17 protein-coding genes are annotated in these 17,474 nt (G+C 65.5%); 6 read left to right on the forward strand and 11 right to left on the reverse strand.

All coding sequences use genetic code 11. The features are described 5' to 3' along the window. Positions 1 to 24: 24 nt before the first annotated feature. Positions 25 to 849 (reverse strand): sugar phosphate isomerase/epimerase family protein, encoded by an 825-nt coding sequence (locus ASG79_RS02835; RefSeq protein WP_056388308.1) that lies wholly within the window; start codon positions 847 to 849, stop codon positions 25 to 27. Between the two features lie 186 nt (positions 850 to 1,035). Between ASG79_RS02835 and ASG79_RS02840 the strand changes: the two genes are divergently transcribed. The 5 genes from ASG79_RS02840 to ASG79_RS02860 all read left to right on the forward strand — a co-directional run bounded on the left by ASG79_RS02840 (position 1,036) and on the right by ASG79_RS02860 (position 5,651). Further along, complete coding sequence (locus ASG79_RS02840) at positions 1,036 to 2,373, forward strand: MFS transporter (protein WP_056388309.1); 1,338 nt, start codon at positions 1,036 to 1,038, stop codon at positions 2,371 to 2,373. Between the two features lie 36 nt (positions 2,374 to 2,409). Next, complete coding sequence (locus ASG79_RS02845; protein ID WP_056388313.1) at positions 2,410 to 3,306, forward strand: transketolase; 897 nt, start codon at positions 2,410 to 2,412, stop codon at positions 3,304 to 3,306. Next, positions 3,303 to 4,322, forward strand: a complete 1,020-nt coding sequence (locus ASG79_RS02850; protein WP_018770892.1) for a transketolase family protein — start codon at positions 3,303 to 3,305, stop codon at positions 4,320 to 4,322. Before ASG79_RS02845 ends, ASG79_RS02850 begins: the two co-directional genes overlap by 4 nt. A 122-nt stretch (positions 4,323 to 4,444) precedes the next feature. Then, positions 4,445 to 5,104: a GntR family transcriptional regulator gene (locus ASG79_RS02855; RefSeq protein WP_018770893.1), complete on the forward strand. Its 660-nt coding sequence runs from the start codon at positions 4,445 to 4,447 to the stop codon at positions 5,102 to 5,104. Positions 5,105 to 5,201: 97 nt separating this feature from the next. After that, positions 5,202 to 5,651, forward strand: a complete 450-nt coding sequence (locus ASG79_RS02860; protein ID WP_018770894.1) for a DapH/DapD/GlmU-related protein — start codon at positions 5,202 to 5,204, stop codon at positions 5,649 to 5,651. A gap of 38 nt (positions 5,652 to 5,689) precedes the next feature. Here ASG79_RS02860 and ASG79_RS02865 read toward each other — a convergent pair whose 3' ends face one another. Genes ASG79_RS02865 through ASG79_RS02885 form a run of 5 tightly spaced genes read right to left on the reverse strand, consistent with a single transcriptional unit; the run spans position 5,690 to position 11,424 of the window. Continuing rightward, positions 5,690 to 6,742, reverse strand: coding sequence for a LacI family DNA-binding transcriptional regulator (locus ASG79_RS02865; protein WP_056388315.1), 1,053 nt, complete (start codon positions 6,740 to 6,742; stop codon positions 5,690 to 5,692). Continuing rightward, positions 6,742 to 8,226 carry a glycoside hydrolase family 1 protein gene (locus tag ASG79_RS02870; protein WP_056388317.1) on the reverse strand — a complete coding sequence of 495 codons (1,485 nt, stop codon included), beginning with the start codon at positions 8,224 to 8,226 and terminating at the stop codon, positions 6,742 to 6,744. Before ASG79_RS02870 ends, ASG79_RS02865 begins: the two co-directional genes overlap by 1 nt. Then, positions 8,223 to 9,140, reverse strand: a complete 918-nt coding sequence (locus ASG79_RS02875) for a carbohydrate ABC transporter permease (RefSeq protein WP_056388318.1) — start codon at positions 9,138 to 9,140, stop codon at positions 8,223 to 8,225. Before ASG79_RS02875 ends, ASG79_RS02870 begins: the two co-directional genes overlap by 4 nt. Next, a complete protein-coding gene (locus ASG79_RS02880) occupies positions 9,137 to 10,129 on the reverse strand; it encodes a carbohydrate ABC transporter permease (protein WP_056388319.1) in 993 nt (330 codons plus the stop codon). Before ASG79_RS02880 ends, ASG79_RS02875 begins: the two co-directional genes overlap by 4 nt. A 2-nt stretch (positions 10,130 to 10,131) precedes the next feature. Continuing rightward, a complete protein-coding gene (locus ASG79_RS02885) occupies positions 10,132 to 11,424 on the reverse strand; it encodes an ABC transporter substrate-binding protein (protein ID WP_018770899.1) in 1,293 nt (430 codons plus the stop codon). Positions 11,425 to 11,770: 346 nt separating this feature from the next. On the opposite strand from ASG79_RS02885, the gene ASG79_RS02890 reads away from it, so the two are divergent. After that, positions 11,771 to 13,672, forward strand: coding sequence for a hypothetical protein (locus ASG79_RS02890; protein ID WP_056388321.1), 1,902 nt, complete (start codon positions 11,771 to 11,773; stop codon positions 13,670 to 13,672). A gap of 60 nt (positions 13,673 to 13,732) precedes the next feature. Here ASG79_RS02890 and ASG79_RS02895 read toward each other — a convergent pair whose 3' ends face one another. The 5 genes from ASG79_RS02895 to ureE all read right to left on the reverse strand — a co-directional run bounded on the left by ASG79_RS02895 (position 13,733) and on the right by ureE (position 17,469). After that, a complete protein-coding gene (locus ASG79_RS02895) occupies positions 13,733 to 14,770 on the reverse strand; it encodes a HoxN/HupN/NixA family nickel/cobalt transporter (protein WP_056388323.1) in 1,038 nt (345 codons plus the stop codon). Further along, on the reverse strand, positions 14,770 to 15,603 hold the full coding sequence (locus ASG79_RS02900; RefSeq protein ID WP_235509724.1) for an urease accessory protein UreD: 834 nt from the start codon (positions 15,601 to 15,603) through the stop codon (positions 14,770 to 14,772). Before ASG79_RS02900 ends, ASG79_RS02895 begins: the two co-directional genes overlap by 1 nt. A 65-nt stretch (positions 15,604 to 15,668) precedes the next feature. Then, a complete protein-coding gene (gene ureG / locus ASG79_RS02905; RefSeq protein WP_056388327.1) occupies positions 15,669 to 16,286 on the reverse strand; it encodes an urease accessory protein UreG in 618 nt (205 codons plus the stop codon). Between the two features lie 42 nt (positions 16,287 to 16,328). Beyond that, positions 16,329 to 17,009: an urease accessory protein UreF gene (locus ASG79_RS02910; protein ID WP_056388329.1), complete on the reverse strand. Its 681-nt coding sequence runs from the start codon at positions 17,007 to 17,009 to the stop codon at positions 16,329 to 16,331. Further along, positions 16,990 to 17,469 (reverse strand): urease accessory protein UreE, encoded by a 480-nt coding sequence (ureE, locus tag ASG79_RS02915; RefSeq protein ID WP_056388331.1) that lies wholly within the window; start codon positions 17,467 to 17,469, stop codon positions 16,990 to 16,992. The genes ASG79_RS02910 and ureE overlap by 20 nt, the downstream gene beginning before the upstream one ends. Positions 17,470 to 17,474 lie beyond the last annotated feature (5 nt).

A 17,474-nucleotide genomic window follows, 5' to 3' on the forward strand; every position in this document is an offset into this window, starting at 1 on the left:
GTGGTGCTCCTTGGGTTGTTCAGTTCAGATGAGGTCGGTGATGAAGCTTGCAGCCTTGGCGGCGGCGGCGGGGCGTTCGTCATGGGTGACGTCCCGGGTCTCCAGTTCCAGGGAGAAGTGGCCCGTGTAGCCGTCCGCGGCCAGCCGCTTCAGGCCGCCGGCGAAGTCGGCCTCGCCGTTGCCGATGCTGAGGTTGATGTTCCCCGGCACGGCGTCGCGCAGGTGGACATGGCTGATGCGGCCAGGGTGCCGGTCAAGATACGCCTGGACGTCCTCGCCGGCAGCCGTGATGTGGCTGAAGTCCATGACGATTCCGACGCCGGATCCGGCCAGCCGGTCGGCCAGCAGTCCCGCACGTTCCAGATTCCAGCAGAACCGCAGGAAGTGCAGGGATTCGGTCCAGAGTTCGACGCCGAACTCTGCAGCGCGCCGGCCAGCAGCAGCGAGCTGCGCGGCAATGAGGTCCAGGTCTCCCTCGACGCTCCGGACCGGGTTGTGGTCCAGGGCGCCGCAGGGCAGCACCAGGGCTTTGGCCCCGATGTTGGCCGTGAGGGTGAGCAGGGCGTCCAGGTGGCGCCGCCTGGCGTCCTGCCCGTCGGCGTCGAGGACTGCGTTCAGGTCCCCGATGTCGCCGTTCACTGAACGGACCCGCACACCGGAGGCGACGACTTCCTGCGACACCGCCGCCACGGCGGCCCCGTCAAGTTCGTACGGCACGTGGTCGCAGACCCCGGGCAGGGCGCCCAGATCGATCTCCTCGAAACCAAGACCCTTCATGGTGCCCAGGGCAGTGCCCAGGTCCTGGTGCCGGAAGCTGATGGATGAGCACCCAAGTCTGGAATGGAACATCATTGATCCTTTGAATCGTGCCGAGCGGTAGTGATGGACACCACAGTAGTGGCGTTAACTGTCAACAGTCAACTCTGAAAGTCGACTGTTGACAGTGTAGATGATGTGCGTCACACTGGGTCGTACCAGTTTGTTAACAGTCGACAGCGGCGGACTTCTTCAGCCGCTTTTCGAAAGGGAACCACCATGAGCAAAGATGCTCTGACCATGCGCGGCCCGGTGCACGGCACCAAGGACGCCCGCCGAGTTGCCATCGGATCCGGCGTTGGGGCCGTCATCGAGACGTATGACTTCATCGGCTTCGGCACCGCTGCCGCACTGTACTTCGGCACCGCGTTCTTCCCCGGCAGCGATCCCGTCACCGGCACGCTTGCCTCCTTCGCCACCTTGGGCGTCGGCTTTGCGGCCCGTCCGCTGGGCGGCATCATCGGCGGCCACCTTGGTGACAAGGTGGGCCGCAAGCCCGTCCTGGTTGCCTCGCTGATCCTGATGGGCCTGGCCACGTTCGCCATCGGCCTGCTCCCCACCTACGCAGCGGTGGGGCTGCTTGCCCCCGCACTGCTCGTCTTCGTCCGCATCGTCCAGGGCCTGGCCTTCGGTGCGGAGTGGGGCGGCGCCATCCTGATGAGCTACGAGCACGCCCCCTGGAAATCAAAGGGCAAGTACACCGGGATCGTCCAGGCCGGCTTCCCCGTGGGCCTGCTGCTGGCCAACCTGACCTTCCTCTTCAGCGTCCAGCTCGGCAACGAACTCGCCTGGCGCATCCCGTTCCTCGCCAGCATCCTGCTGGTGATCGTGGGCCTCATCATCCGTTCCAAGGTTCCCGAGTCCCCGGTCTTCGATGAAGTCAAGGACAGCGGCACCATCGTCAAGGCCCCGATCGTCGAGGTCATCAAGACTGACTGGCGCAACATCGTCAAGGGCATCGGCCTGCGCATCGCCGAGACCGCCGGCTACGCCGTCTCCATCACCTACATGATTTCCTACATCAACAGCCAGCACCTGGCGGACAAGAGCCAGACCCTGATCGCCCTCTGCATCGCGTCGGCCATCGGCATCTTCGCCACCCAGGCCTGGGCAGCACTGACGGACCGCATCGGGCGCCGCCCCCTGTACGTCTGGTCCACCGCCTTTGCCGCACTGTTCGCCATCCCGATGTTCCTGCTGGTCAACACCGGCCTGTTCATTGCCATCATCATCACCATCGTGATCTCGTACGCTGTCTGCCAGAACTCGCTCGCCGGTGCCCAGGGCTCGTGGTTCCCCGAGCTCTTCCAGGCCCGCACCCGCGCCTCCGGCGCCAGCCTGGCCTACCAGATCTCCGCCATGGTCTCCGGCTTCACCCCGTTCATCACCACCCTGCTGTTCGTCAGCTTCGGCTGGATGGGCCCGGCACTGCTCTTCGGCGCCTACGCCCTGATCGGCCTCTGGGCCGCCATCGCCACCCGGGAAACCTGGGGCAAGCGCGAACGGGAGCTCGCCGACGAAGCCACCCAAAGCACCCCCAACACCGTCAACGCCTGAATGACCCGCACGCACCAAACGATCACGGAGCCAGTAATGCCTACAGATACAGTCCAGGACAACGCACTGCAGACCGCAGCGACCCCGGAACGTGTGGACAGGATCAGCGCCGCCGCCTACCGGATCCGGCACCACGCCCTGAACATGGGCGAGGTGCAGGGCCAGGGGTACGTGGGCCAGGCACTGGGCGCCGCGGACATGCTCGCCGCCGTCTACGGGGACCAGCTGAAATTCCGCGCGGATGACCCGCACTGGGAGGGCCGGGACCGGTTCCTGCTCTCCACCGGGCACTACGCCATCGGCCACTACGCCGCCCTGGCGGAGGCCGGCATCGTCCCGGTCGAGGAGCTGGAAACCTACGGCTCGGACGACTCACGGCTGCCCATGTCCGGGATGTCCACCTACACCCCCGGCATGGAAATTTCCGGCGGCTCCCTGGGGCACGGCCTGACCATCGCCGTCGGCATGGCTTTGGGCCTGCGCTACCAGGGCTCAAGCGCCCGGGTGTTCAACTTCCTCTCCGATGGCGAGCTGGACGAGGGCTCCACCTGGGAAGCGGCCATGGGCGCGCACCACCACCAGCTGGGCAACCTCACCGCCATGGTGGACATCAACGCCCTGCAGGCCGACGGCAAGACCGACACCGTGCTCCGGACTGAGCCGGTCACCGAAAAGTGGGAATCGTTCGGCTGGTACACGCAGCGGGTGGACGGGAACGACGTCGGCGCGCTGCTGGCAGCGTTCGACAACGCAGCCGCCCAGGCCGCCGCCGTCGGACGTCCCTCCGTGATCCTGTGCGACACCAAGGTGGGCCGCGGCGTCCCCCTGCTCGAGGACCGCGAAAAGGCGCACTTCATGCGCATCGAAGAAAACGAATGGCAGACCTGCCGCGAGCAGCTCACCGCCGGATATGAAGGAAAGGCTTCAGCATGAGCACCACCACCGAGGCTCCCGATACCGCAGCCGCGGCCAAGCCGAAGCTGAAGACCTCGGCGATGATCGCATCCTTCGCGGACCCGGGACAGAAGACGTCCTCCGCGCCGTTCGGTCACGCCCTGGTCAAGGCCGCGCAGGAGAACGACAGGATCGTGGGCCTGACCGCGGACCTGGGCAAGTACACGGACATGCACATCTTCGCCAAGGCCTTCCCGGAGCGGTTCTTCCAGATGGGCATGGCCGAGCAGCTGCTCTTCGGCGCCGCCGCGGGCCTGGCCGAAACCGGCCTCGTCCCGTTCGCGTCCACCTACTCGGTGTTCGCCGCCCGCCGCGCCTACGACTTCCTCTGCCTGGACGCGGCCGAACCGAACCTGAACGTCAACATCGTGGGCGGCCTGCCCGGCCTGACCACCGGTTACGGCCCAAGCCACCAGGCCACGGAGGACATGGCGATCTTCCGCGGCATGCCCAACCTGACCATCGTGGACCCCTGCGACTCGATCGACATCGAACAGGCAGTGCCGCAGCTCGCCGCCTCCGAAGGACCCACCTACCTGCGCCTGCTGCGCGGCAACGTGCCCACCGTCCTGGACGAGTACGACTACACGTTCGAACTCGGCAAGGCCAAGGTGCTGCGCGGCGGCAACGACGTCGTCTTCATCTCCTCCGGCCTGATGACCATGCGTGCGCTGCAGGCAGCCAAGGCGCTGGCGGCACACAACGTGGACGTCGCCGTCGTGCACACCCCCACCATCAAGCCGTTCGACGCCGAAACCGTCCTCAAGGAGATCAACACCGACCGGCTCGCCGTCACCCTGGAAAACCACTCCGTGGTGGGCGGACTGTTCGAAACCGTCGCCTCCGCCGTCGTCACCGCGGGCCTGGGCAAGCGGGTGGTGCCCGTGGCGCTCCCCGACCAGTTCCTGGACGCCGGCGCCCTGCCCACCCTGCACGAGCGCTACGGGCTGGCCACAGACCGCATCGTCGCCAAGGTCCTGGCCGAACTCGGCTAAAGGCCAGGCACCAGATGGAAAATGCACGGCACCGGTCCTAAGCCGGTGCCGTGCATTCTGCCGTACTATCGAAACTACTACCGACTGTAAACAGTCGACTTATGACATTGAGGACAGAAGCCATGGCCGGACTGACCGCCCCCTTGCTGGGACTGGAAAAGAAGAGCCTGCGCGAGCAGGCGCTCTCGGCGCTGAGGACCGCCATCACCAGCGGAGAACTGGAACCCGGCCGCCACCTGGTGGAAACCGAGCTGTCCGAGATGCTGCAGATCAGCCGCGGCACCCTTCGCGAAGCCCTCCGCCAACTGGAGCAGGAGGGCCTGCTGTCCGCCGGCCCCCGCGGCAGGCTGTCCGTCCGGCACCTGGACGAAAAGGAAATCCGGGACATTTACTCCGTCCGCGCCGCCCTGGAGTCCCTGGCTGCCCGGACCCTGTGCGAACTGCCGGACCGGCAGCAGGTCACCGAATCACTGCACAAGGCCATTGACGCCATGGAGGCCGCGGCCAGCGGCAGCCTTGAGGCGCGGATCGAATCCGATCTCGAATTCCACCGCACGCTGTGCCGGCTCACAGGCAACGAAACACTGCTCCACTCCTGGGAATCCCTGGAGGGCTCCATCCGGATGTCCATCATGTTCGCCGGCCTGGAAAAAGGCGTCAGCAACATGAGCGTGGACCGGCACAAGGACATCGTCGCCGCCATCGACACCGGGGATGCCACCCTGGCCCGCAAGACCATCCTGGAACACATGGACACCGCGGCAGCCAACCTGGTGGCGTAGCTTTCGGCCTCTTTACCTTCCCGATTGGGAATCCCACGGCACTCCCAGCCGTTAACCTACTGCGCGGTAAATAACCGCGGCGTTAACGAGGGATGGTATGACCGCAAAGTTTGTGTCAGTTGAGGACGACGCCGGCAAGGTCACCCGGTATGCCCGCCACGACAACGGCGGCGGCCTCATTGCACCTGGAGCCATCGTGGCCGACAGCGCCAGGATCGGCTCCATGAGCTATGTGGAACACGGGGCCAGGGTGGGTGCAGGCTGCCGGATTGGACACGGCAGCTGGATCGACCGGGACGCGACGATCGGTGACCGGACGGTGATCGGCGATGGCGTGCGCATTGGCCGGGGCACGGTGATCGGCAACCGGGTCCACATTGGCAGCCACTCAAGGATTGGTTCCAGCGTCCTGATCGAACACGGCGCCCACCTGGACAGCGACAGTACGGTGCCTGACGGCAGCGAGGTCCTCGCCGGGGCCCACTCACGCCTGGCACCGGCCCGGCACCGGCAGCACCGGAGAGTCAAGGGCGGGATAGCGGCCTAACCCGGGGCTGTAGGCTCGCGGGTTACTGGGTTAATGGGTCACGGGGCGGTGCTCCCGCGCACCACCAGTTCCGCCGGATAGATGACCGGTTCCGATGCCTCTCCGGGGTTTCCGATGGCGCTGACCAGAAGCTTTCCTGCCGCAGCAGCCATCTCCACCATGGGATGGGCCACCGTTGTCAGTCCCAGGCCGTTCGCCGCCTGGATGGAATGGTTATCGAAGCCGACAACCGCCACGTCGCCGGGCACACGGCGGCCCGCACTTCGAAGAGTGTCCACGACGCCAAGCGCCATGAGGTCGGACGCAGCGAATATCCCGTCCACCTCACGCGCCGTGGACAGCAGGCGCCCCGTAGCCTCCGCACCGCCCGCCGTCGTGAAGTCCCCGTGGATGACGGGCCCGGGCTGGAGGCCGGCTTCCCGCAATCCCTGCAGCCAACCTTCCAGGCGGTCGACGGCGGCTGTCATGTCCGTAGGGCCGGCAACAGTTCCGAGCCTGGTGCGGCCGATGCCGGCCAGGTGCCGGGCTGCCAACCGGCCGCCCTCGAAGTTGTCCAGGTCCACGTAGGGAATCCCGGATGCCGTGTCCCACGGCCTGCCGATGAAGACGGTTGGCAGCCCGGTGGCTCCCAGGGTCTCCACCCAGTCGTCCGCCCGGTGATGGGACACCACGATCGCGCCGTCAACGTGACCGCCGCGCAGGTAGCGGATGGTCCGTGCAGAATCGTCCCCTGCCCGGGACATCAGCAGGACCAGCTGCAGGTCCGTATCGCGCAGTGCCTCGTTGACTCCCGTGATCACCGCAGCAAAATAAGGGTCCATCATGACCCTGGCATCAGGTTCAGGGATCACCAGGGCCACCGAACCCGCACGCCGGGTAACCAGGCTCCGCGCAGCACGGTTGGGCGTGTAGCCCAAAGCGACGATCGCGGCGTCGACGGCCGCTTTGGCTTCGGGACTCACCTTCAATCCGCCGTTGATGGCACGGGAGGCAGTAGAGCGGGACACGCCGGCGGCCGACGCCAGGTCCTCCAGCGTTGGACTTGGCCGCCCCGCCCCTGCCGGGGCCGGGCGGCTGGAGTTTGCGTTCATTACACCGACAATACGACACCTTGACCTGTTGCCGGCACGAGGTTGCTGGCCGCCGTCATGGCGTTGCCGGATGCCACCGCCGCGTACCACAAACCGCTCGCTTTCGGGACACGATTCTGGGTTGGATAGTCCACCCGGACCAGGCCGAAGCGCTGATGGTATCCAAAGGACCATTCAAAGTTGTCCAGCAGGGACCATGCGAGATAGCCGCGGACATCCACGCCGTCTTCGATGGCCCCGTGGACGGCCTGGAGATGGGCTGCGAAGAACCCCAGCCGGTCCTGGTCGTCCACGAACCCCGCTTCATTGGGAACATCATTGTAGGCGGCCCCGTTTTCGGTGATGTAGATGGGGATCCCGGCGGGGCCGGTGTAGTCTCCATGCAGCCGGTTGAGCAGGCGCCGCAGCCCCTCCGGCTGGACCTCCCAGCCCATGCCCGTTCTTGGCAGGCCCCTTGGAACCGACCGCGCCCCGTCGGCCGCCACGAAAGGGGAGGACACCGGGCGCGCTGCCTGCCCGGGGACCGACGTCGTCTCCTGACCCGCCTGTTCCCCGGGGTCCGCCGGGTCCTTCGTGAGGGATTCACCGTGATAGTAGTTGACGCCCAGCAGGTCCAGCGGCGTGGAAATAAGATCCAGGTCACCGTCATGCACCAGGTCAGCCATTCCCAGGTGTGCGACGTCTGCCAGGAGATCGTCCGGATACTCGCCGCGGAACAACGGGTCAAGGAAAATCCTGTTGAACTGCCCGTCGATCCGCCTGGCAGCGTCCCGGTCGCCGGCGCTGCCGGGGTCCCTGGGATCGGCGACCGTCAGGTTCAGGGTAATGCCCAGGGACGTCGAAGCGTCGCGGCGCCGGAGTTCCCGGACCGCCAGGCCGTGGCCCAGCAAAAGGTGGTGTGCCGCAGCAAGGGCTGAACGGGGCTCCTGACGCCCCGGGGCGTGGATGCCGGCAGCGTAGCCAAGGAAAGCCGAACACCACGGCTCGTTAAGGGTCGTCCAGATGCGGACCCGGTCCCCCAGCACGCTGTGCATCAGGGCCGCGTACTCGGCGAAACGGTATGCGGTGTCCCGGTTGGCCCAGCCGCCTCTCTCTTCAAGTGCCTGTGGCAGGTCCCAGTGGTAGAGGGTCAGCCATGGCGTGATCCCGGCGGCCAGCAGTTCATCCACCAGGCGGGAGTAGAAGGCGATCCCTTCCGGGTTGGGTGTGACGCCGTCGGGCACGCAGCGCGCCCAGGACGTGGAGAACCGGTACGCCTTCATGTGCAGCTTGCCCATGAGCGCCACGTCCTGCTTGTAGAGCCGGTAGTGGTCGCAGGCCACGTCACCGTTGTGGCCGTCCGCGACGGCACCGGGCAGCCGGGCGAACACATCCCAGATGGAGTCCTCTCGGCCGCCGGTGTGTGCTGCGCCTTCGATCTGATAGGCAGCTGTTGCCGCGCCCCAGAGGAAACCCTCCGGAAATTCAAGTCGGGTGGGACTCATCCTTTGACTGCTCCTTGCATAATTCCAGATACGAGTTGCCGGCCTGCAGCGATAAAGAGGAGCAGGAGCGGGATGGTGGCCAGGACTGCGCCGGCCAGGACCACGGAGTAGTCCACGAAGTGGGCCGCCTGGAGCAGCTGCAGGGCCACCGGAAGGGTGGGGTTCGAAGGGTCAAGGACAATGAACGGCCAGAAGAAGTTCGTCCAGGTGGCCACGAAAGTGAACAACGCGAGCATGGCGGCAGCAGGCCTTGCCGCCGGGAATCCGACGTGCCAGAAGGCCTGGATCATGGAAGCACCGTCCATCCTCACAGCTTCAATCAGTTCATCCGGGAGGGCGTCGCGCAGGTACTGGGTCATCCAGAAGACGCCGAATGCGGTAACAACGCCGGGGATGATGACGGCCCAGAGGGATCCGATCCATCCCAGTTTGGACATCAGGATAAACAGCGGGACTACGCCGAGCTGGGTGGGAACGGCCATGGTTGCGATGACAAACACCAGCAGCGCCTTGCTGCCGCGGAAGCGGAGCTTGGCGAAGGCGAATCCGGCAAGGGTGGAGAACACGACGACGGATGCCGCCGTCACGCAGGAGACCATAAGGCTGTTGCCCATTGCCTTCCAGAACGGAATGCTGGCAAAGACTTTGGCGGCGTTGGCCAGGAAGTTCCCGCCAGGCAGCAGCGGGATGCCGCGGCTCAGTGCGGTGTTGTCGTGGCTGCCCACCAGGAAGGACCAATAGAGCGGAAAGAGGGACGCCAGGAGGACAGCGCCCAGGAAGCCGTAAGTGAGGAAGCCGGGCCGGCGGTCACTTCCGTGGCCCGACCTTTGTTTCCGGGTACCTGGCCCGCGCCGCGCTGCTGCCTTGGCCGCCCCTTTCCCGGCGGACTGTTCGATCATGGGAATGGAGCTCACTTGCGGCCTCCGTTGCTTGCGATGCGTTTGGTGATGAGGAAGTTGAGCAGGGCGATCAGCACGATGATCAGGAAGAGCAGCCAGGCCACGGCAGATGCCCTGCCGAAGTTGCGCTGGCCCCAGCCGAGTTCCCAGATGTACATGGTCAGCGTCTGCCACTGCCTGTCCGCTCCGCCCAGGCCGGACTGGTCGAAAACCCGCGGTTCGTCGAAAATCTGAAGGCCACCGATGGTGGATGTGATCACCACGAAGATCACCGTTGGCCGCAGCATGGGAACGGTCACGGAAAAGAACTGCCGCAGCCTGCCCGCGCCGTCGATTGTTGCCGCCTCGAACACATCCCGGGGAATGGCCTGCATTGCTGCGAGGAAGATCAGCGCGTTGTAGCCGGTCCAGCGGAAGTTCACCATGGTGGCAATAGCCAGGTGGCTCGCAACGGACTCTGAATGCCACCGGACCGGGTCCAGCCCTGCCGCCGTCAACATCCCGTTAACCAGCCCAAACTGGTCCGCAAAGAGATTGTTGAAGATCAGGCCTACTGCCACCGGCGCCACGACGAAGGGGACCAGGACCCCCATCCGCCAGAACGTCCTCGCCCTCAGGTTCGCGTCCAGCACCGCCGCTATCACCAGGGCGATAACAACCTGGGGAACGGAGGACAGGATGAAGATGCTGAAGGTGTTGCCCACGGCGTTCCAGAAGTAGGGCTGGGCCACGATGAAGGCGTAGTTTTCCAGGCCCGTGAACTTCCCCTGGCCGCCGATGAGGTTCCAGTTGTGCAGGGAAACCCATGCCGTGTACACCAGCGGGAACAGACCGGTGACGGCGAACAGGATAAAGAACGGCGAGATGTAGAGGTAGGGGGACAGCTTTACGTCCCACCTGGAGACCTGCTGCGAGAAGGCCAGGCGCCGGACACTCTTCGCGCCCGCCGGACGCGGGGACTGTCCCCCGGCGCTTTGGGGCTTGACCCGGTCGGTGACAGTCATGCCTAGAGGGCTTTCACCGCGGCGGCGAACTTCTCCCAGGAGGAGGCGGCGTCGTCGGATTTGTCCACATCCACCCGGGTGAGGGCCTGCTGCATGGCGTCGTTGATGGCAAAGAACTTGGTTCCCTTGAAAGGCGTCACGTCAACGGCCTTGGCGCGTTCGGCGAAGATCCGGCCGGTGGGCGCACCGTTGAAGAACCCGTTCGTCTGGTCCAACAGTTCACTGCTTTCCAGGGCCTTCTTCTGGCTGGGGAAGGTGCCCTTGGCAGTGAATGCCTTGATCTGCTGTTCGGGTGCGGTCAGCCAGCCTGCCAGCTTCTTCGCCTCGGCCTGGTGCGCGCCCTGGGTGGGGACCGTCAGGTAGGACCCGCCCCAGTTTCCGCCGCCGCCGGGGAAGACGTTGGCCACGTCCCAGCCGGCGACCCCGGCCGCGTTGCCCTCGATGACACCGAGCATCCAGCCCGGGCAAAGGGTGGTGGCGAAGGCGCCGGTCTGGAAACCGGAAGCCCAGTCATCGCTCCACTGCTTGAGATGAGCTGACAGCCCGTCCTCGGTGGAGGCTTTGAGGACCTGGTTGTAGGTGTCCCTGACCTTCTGGTTCTCCGTGGCGATGACGGTGCCGTCTTCCTCCTCGTAGACCTTGTCAAGCTGGTTGCTCATGCCCTGGTAGATAGCCCCGGCGGAGTCGAACCAGGCGGACTCCGGCCTGGCGGCCTTGAATGCCTTCCCGGCTTGGAAGTAGCTGTCCCACGTAGTGCCCAGCAGTTTGGCAACTTCCTCACGCTGGGTGGGCAGGCCGGCCTTTTTGAACTGCTCAGCGTTGTAGCAGACGGCCTCAGGGCCGGAGTCGGTCCCGTAGCCGAGAAGCTTGCCGTCGGCGGTTGTGGCGGCCTCGGCCTTCCAGTCCAGCCAGCGACCTTCAACAGCGGGGTCGCTCAGGTCCGCAAAGCGGTCCGGATACTGCAGGAGTTCCGGGAGCCAATCCACCTCTACGGCCTCGATATCGGACAAGCCTGAGCCGGCGGCCAGGCGCGTCGTGAGGTTGTCCCGTGCTTCATTCGTGGTTGCCGCCTTCTTGTGCACAATGGTCACGTTCGGATTCAGGGCTTTGTATTCCTCAAAGAGCGCCTCGTAGCCGAATTCGTTGAACGTGCCGACCGTGAGCGTTACGGGCTCGGATCCCGTTGCACCGTTGACTCCTGCCTTCTCGGGCGATGAGGAACCGCACGCGGTCAACGACAGGGCAAGGCACGCGGCGGCAGCCGAAAGCACGGAGAACTTGCTGGGGTTTTTCACAGGGGAAGACTCCTTCGTCAGAAATGCCCCATTGGTCCGATGGACGGTGGGGCTGGGGAGCGGTGGGGACGGGGCGGAGGCCGATCCGTGGTGGGAGCGCTCTCACCACATGGTGTCCCAACTCACAGATGATTGTCAAGGCGAGGTAGGAGCGCTCCCATATACCCTTGTCGACACCCCGTTGCGGTGTTAGGCTTCCCCGACGAGAGCGCTCCCACGGCCGCGTCTTTTCGCCGCCCACATCCGTCTCGACGAATCCCACCGACGAACAGGACCAGCAATGCCGCTAGCCCACCTGCCCCAACCGCCGCGCGCCGAAAGGCCCAACGGCCCCCAACCGCGGCGAATGAAAAGCCCCCTCAGACACGTCACCGGCACGGCGGTCCTCCTGGCCGGCCTGATAGGCAGCGGAGGAGGAATGGCCGTCGCGTCGCCCGCCGCACCACAGGCATGGGCCCCGACCCAGGCAGCCGCGCCCCAGGCCCCCCTGCCGGCCGCGATCCCGGCTCCTCCACAGGCGACGCAACACCCCTTCGGACCCAATGTGTACGTCTTCGACCCCAGCATGCCGGTGGCCCGGATCCAGGCAACGGTGGACTCCATCGCGGCGCAGCAGGTGGACGACGAAATGGGGACCAAACGCTATTCCCTGTTGTTCAAACCCGGCACCTATGGAACCCCGGAGCAGCCGCTGATTGTCCAGGTGGGCTACTCCACGGAGGTTGCGGGGCTGGGTGCTGCACCCACCGACGTCACCATCAACGGGCACGTGGACGTCTACAACCGCTGCCTGTCCGCGGACAACTGCATCGCGCTGAACAACTTCTGGCGTTCGCTGTCCAACCTCACCATCAACGTCACCGGACTTGAAGGCTGCCGCAGCTCGGCGAACTTCTGGGCGGCTTCGCAGGCCTCACCCATGCGGCGGATCAACATCACCGGCGGCAACCTTTCCCTCATGGACTACTGCACGGCAGGGCCGCAGTACGCCAGTGGCGGCTTCATCGCGGATTCAAAGACGGGCGCCGTCATCAACGGCTCACAGCAGCAGTACCTGGTCCGCAACAGCAGCATCGGCAGCTGGTCCAACGGAGTGTGGAACCAGGTGTTCTCGGGCGTAAACGGGGCGCCTCCGCAGTCCTTCCCGAACCCGCCGTACACCACCCTGGCCGCCACGCCGATCAGCCGCGAGAAGCCGTACCTGACGTTGGATCAGGCCGGCCAGTACAACGTGTTCCTGCCCGCCGTCCGCCAGGACTCTGCCGGGACCACGTGGGAAAACGGTCCCACAGAGGGCCGCAGCATCCCCTTGGCCGACTTCTATGTCGCGAAGCCCGGCGATTCAGTGCAGGCCATCAACTCCCAGCTGGCCAGGGGAAAGCACCTCCTCCTGACCCCGGGGGTGTACGACGTTGACCAAAGCATCGAGGTCAAGCGGGCAGGAACCGTCGTTCTCGGGCTGGGCATGGCAACCCTCACCGCCGTCAACGGAGCGGTCCCCTTGACGGTGGCGGATGTCCCTGGTGTCGACGTCGCCGCCGTCACCATAGATGCCGGAGAGGTGGAGTCACCTGCCCTGATGCGCGTCGGCAAGGCCCGCCAGGGCGCAGGGAGCGGGCCGGCCAACTCCGCCGCCCACAGTGATCCGGCCAACCCCGCCACGCTCCATGACGTGTTCTTCCGCATCGGCGGCCCGCATGTTGGCAAGGCTTCGGTCAGCCTGGAAGTCAACAGCGACAACGTCCTCCTGGACCACATCTGGGCCTGGCGCGCCGACCATGGGAACGGCGTCGGCTGGACCACCAACACCGGCGCGAACGGCGTGATCGTCAACGGCAACAACGTCACCGCCACGGGCCTGTTCGTGGAGCACTACCAGCAGTACAACGTCATCTGGAACGGCGAAGGCGGCAAGACCGTCTTCTTCCAGAATGAGCTCCCCTACGACGCGCCCAACCAGGCAGCGTGGCAGCACGACGGCGTCCTGGGCTGGGCAGGATACAAGGTGGCAGATTCCGTCAAAACCCACGAGCTGTGGGGCGGCGGCAGCTACGTGTACAACAACGTGGATCCAAGCATCCACGCCACCCGTGGCTTTGAGGTTCCGGTAACGCCGGGTGTGAGGCTGCACAGCCTTTTGACGGTGAACCTCGGTGCGGGAACGCTGGACCACGTGGTCAATGACACCGGCGCACCGGTGTCAACCGACGCCGTCGGAGTTCCCAGCTACGTAGCCGACTTCGGCTAAAGAACCCCCTCAGGACCACCGCAGGGCGCGGTGCGGCAGTCAAGGCCGCACCGCGCCCTGCTACGTGTTTCGAAGTGCCTTCCCTCGCAGCCCGGCCCCGCCCCACACGGCCAGGAGCAGCGCCACCAGCAGCAGGCCGGCGTCGCCCAGGTCGACGGACGCCAGCCACGCGGTCAGCGGATCCTCAAGGGCAAAGGCCGCGTGGAAGAACCCGGCCAAGGTAATCACCGAGATGAACAGCGCCGAGACCGCGGAAATGCCCGTGACCAGCGCGTTGAAGCCGAGCTTCCGCCGGGGATCATCCAACGCGGAGCGGTACATCCGCATCATGGCCATGCCGTTCAGCGAGTCGCACAGGGTCATCGCGGCAGCGAAGGCAAGCGGCAGCGCAAGCAAGGCGAAGGGCGGCACCCCGGCCAGCGAGGCCGCCGTCGCCATCATCAGCAGCCCGATGGTGGTGGCAGTATCAAAGCCCAGGCCGAACAGGAAGCCGATCACATAGATGCTCCTCGGCCGGCGCACCCGGGACAGCGGACGGGCGAGCAGCCGCGCCACCAGCCCCTGCGGCGCCAGGTCCCGGTGGCCAATGGTGGCGCCATCACGGGCGCGCCGGTAGGCAGAAAGTGAGCGGGTGAACGCGGAGCCGTTGAACAGTCCGATGGCCAGCAGGAACAGGCCGGACACACCACTGCCAATCAGGCCCAGGACCAGGTTTCCGGCCGTACCGTCCTGCATCAGTCCGCCCACCACGGACGCGCCGGCGATCACCAGCACGCCTGCCAGGCTCACCACTGAGCTGTGGCCCAGGCTGAAGGCGAAGCCCACGCTCACCGGATCCTGCCGCTGCGCCACGAACCTGCGTGTGGAGTTGTCGATGGCGGCAAGGTGGTCCCAGTCGTAGCTGTGCTTCACGCCTGCGAGGTAAGCGGTGAGCACCAGCCCCGAGGACAGCGGCCGGCTTCCTGCGCCGAAGGTCCCGGCTAGCAAAAGGACGACGGCGGCGGCATGGAGCGCGGCTACCGCACCGAAAGTGAACAGCACCCGGGTCCGGAGCGGCAGCAGGTCCCGGTCACGGTAGAGGATGCCGATGCTGGTCATCAGTGCTTCCTCAGGTTTAGCGGGGCCTGGCCGTACCAGAGTCCGCGGAGCAGGTCCGTGCAGGAACGGAGCAGCAGGTTCAGTTCGTCGGTGCTGTGGGAGAGGCTCCGCAGCACCAGTCCGGTTGTGCCTGCCACGGTGCGGGTCAGGGAGATGCCGGTCAGCGATTCCCGGCCGGCGGTGAGGCCGTGGAGTTGGTCGGCGAGCGCCTGGTCCACCCGTGCGTCCACCACCACCAGCGACGCCAGGTGGCTGTATCCCTCCATGAAGCCGAGTCCGGTGACGTCGTGGAGTGGCGGCCGGATCAGCAGGTTGTCCAGTGCCAGCAGCTGCGGGTCACCATCAGCGGCCTCAATATGGATGTCGTTGCGCAGCCGGACTTCCTGGTACCGGAAGGCGGCTCCGTCGGGCGACCAGCCGGGGGTTACTACCTCGGCCATGACCAGGCTCGACGACGGCCGCAGGGTCACGGAGGTCCGCTGCCGGTAACTGGCCTGGCGGTAGGCGATGAGCTGGTCGGGCATGAGTTCCAGCCGCGCCCCCTCCCCCAGCCGCACAGTCATCCGCTGCTCTGCAAAAGACCCGGGAGTCCGGTAAACCTTCGTGGCGGACTGGGTGGTCAGGAGAAGGTCAGCCCCATCCTGGACCTCAACATCAACAAGGAAGAGGTCAGCGCCAAGATACGCCCCGCCAGGATTCACCACGACATAACAAACCTGCCCGGAGTCATCGAGGTAGTGCGGGCGGAGTACCCGAAGGGCCCCCTCATGGAACTGATGTGAGGCAAGGGACCGGCGGCCCCGCAAAGTGACGCCCAGCTCAAGCCGCCCCATAGGTGACTGTCCGTGGCTGGATCCGGCGGCTACGTCACCTTCGGGCAAGTCCACGACTGCCATGTCTAGTGCGCCAGGTCGAGCATCAGGACGTCGTGCCGGATCCAGTCGATGACCTTGTCCAGGCCCTCGTCAGTTTTCAGGTTGGTGAAGCAGAACGGTTTGTTGCCGCGGAACTCGAGGGAATCCCGCTCCATGACGGCCAGGTCAGCCCCGACGTGCGGCGCGAGGTCGGTTTTGTTGATGATGAAGAGGTCGGACTTGATCATGCCCTGGCCGGCTTTGCGCGGGATCTTCTCGCCCTGGGCGACGTCGATGATGTAGATGGAGAAGTCCACGAGTTCGGGGCTGAAGGTGGCGGAGAGGTTGTCGCCGCCGGATTCGACGAAGATGACCTGCAGGTCGGGGTGGCGGGTTTTGAGTTCCTCGATGGCGGCGGTGTTCATGGAGGTGTCCTCGCGGATGGCGGTGTGCGGGCAGCCGCCGGTTTCGACGCCGATGATCCGGTCCACGGGGAGGATGCCGTTGGCGGCAAGGATCTTGGCGTCCTCGATGGTGTAGATGTCGTTGGTGATGGCGGCCATGGAGATCCCCCCGCTCATGTGCCGGGTAAGCCGCTCCACGAGCTGGGTCTTGCCGGCTCCCACGGGGCCGCCGATGCCGATCTTGATGGGTTCAGACATATGTCCTCCTTTGACTCAAAAGCACAGTATTTACAAGCACGGTCAGCTCATGAACATCCGGGCACGTTGGCGTTCGTGCCGCATTTGCGAGATTTCCAGCCCCGGACTGACGGCGCCGAAGTCGTCCAGCGCCAGGCGGGCGATGCTGTCGATGGCGGCAGCAACGTCGTCGTGCGCTTTCCGCAGCACCCGCTGCCCGGCGTTCTGCCCCAGGGGGATGGCGCGGACGGCATTCTGCGTCAGGGAGGTGGCGGTGGCAAAGAGGTAGGCGGCGAGCGCCTCCTGGAGCGGCACGCCCAGGGAGCGGGCGACGACGGCGAACGCCAGCGGCTGGTGCCCGGCGGCCCGGCCCGTGGTCACCAGGTCCCGGTACAGTTCCAGCGCAGGCGACGGAAACACCTCCGCCCCGATCTCCAGCAACCGAAGCCCCATTTTGATGCCCGCCTCCCGCACCTGCCGGGGCAACAGGGACGCAGAGAGCAAAGTATCCAGCTCCCCCACATCAACACCCCCGTAGAGAAAGCGGATGGCGAGCCCGTCAGAGTATGTCAGCTGCTGCCCGATGAACGCGCCGAGCCAGATACCGAAGGACTCTTCATCAGATACGAGCTCCCGCTCGATGTATGTCTCGAACCCAAGGGAGTGCGCAAACGCCCCGGTAGGCAAAGCGGAATCGACAAGCTGCTGAAGCGCCAGCTGATAGTTAGTGGCTGTGCTCAGCATGGCGGAAAGGTACAGGCATGACGCGTTGCTGGCGGGTGTACGGGACGGCATTGTGGCGGAGGTAGTCCTCGACGGTGTGGTCGTAGGCGCACACCATGACGTCCGCCCCGTATTCGGAAGCGGCGCCGAAGAACTGGGCCTGGAGGTGGCGGTTGCCGAGGGAGTGCGCGGTGACGCCCATTTCGGAGATGGTGCGGGGTGCGATGACCAGGACGTCGGTGGGCAGCACGGACACCACGATCATGTTGGCCTCTTCCACGTGGAGGATGTCGCCGTCGCGGAGGTCCCCGGAGCCGGAGGGGAGGCGGATGCCGATTTCCTTTCCGTGGTCGGTGGTGGCGCGCTGGATGCGTTTGACCAGCTGGGAGCTGGGAAGCACCACCTTTTCCCGGTGCAGCCCGGCGTAGGTTTCGGGGTCCGGAAGGTCGTGCAGGTTGCCGAGGACTTTGTCGATGATCACGTGGG

The sequence above is a fragment of the Arthrobacter sp. Soil761 genome (assembly GCF_001428325.1).
Taxonomy (GTDB): Bacteria; Actinomycetota; Actinomycetes; order Actinomycetales; family Micrococcaceae; genus Arthrobacter.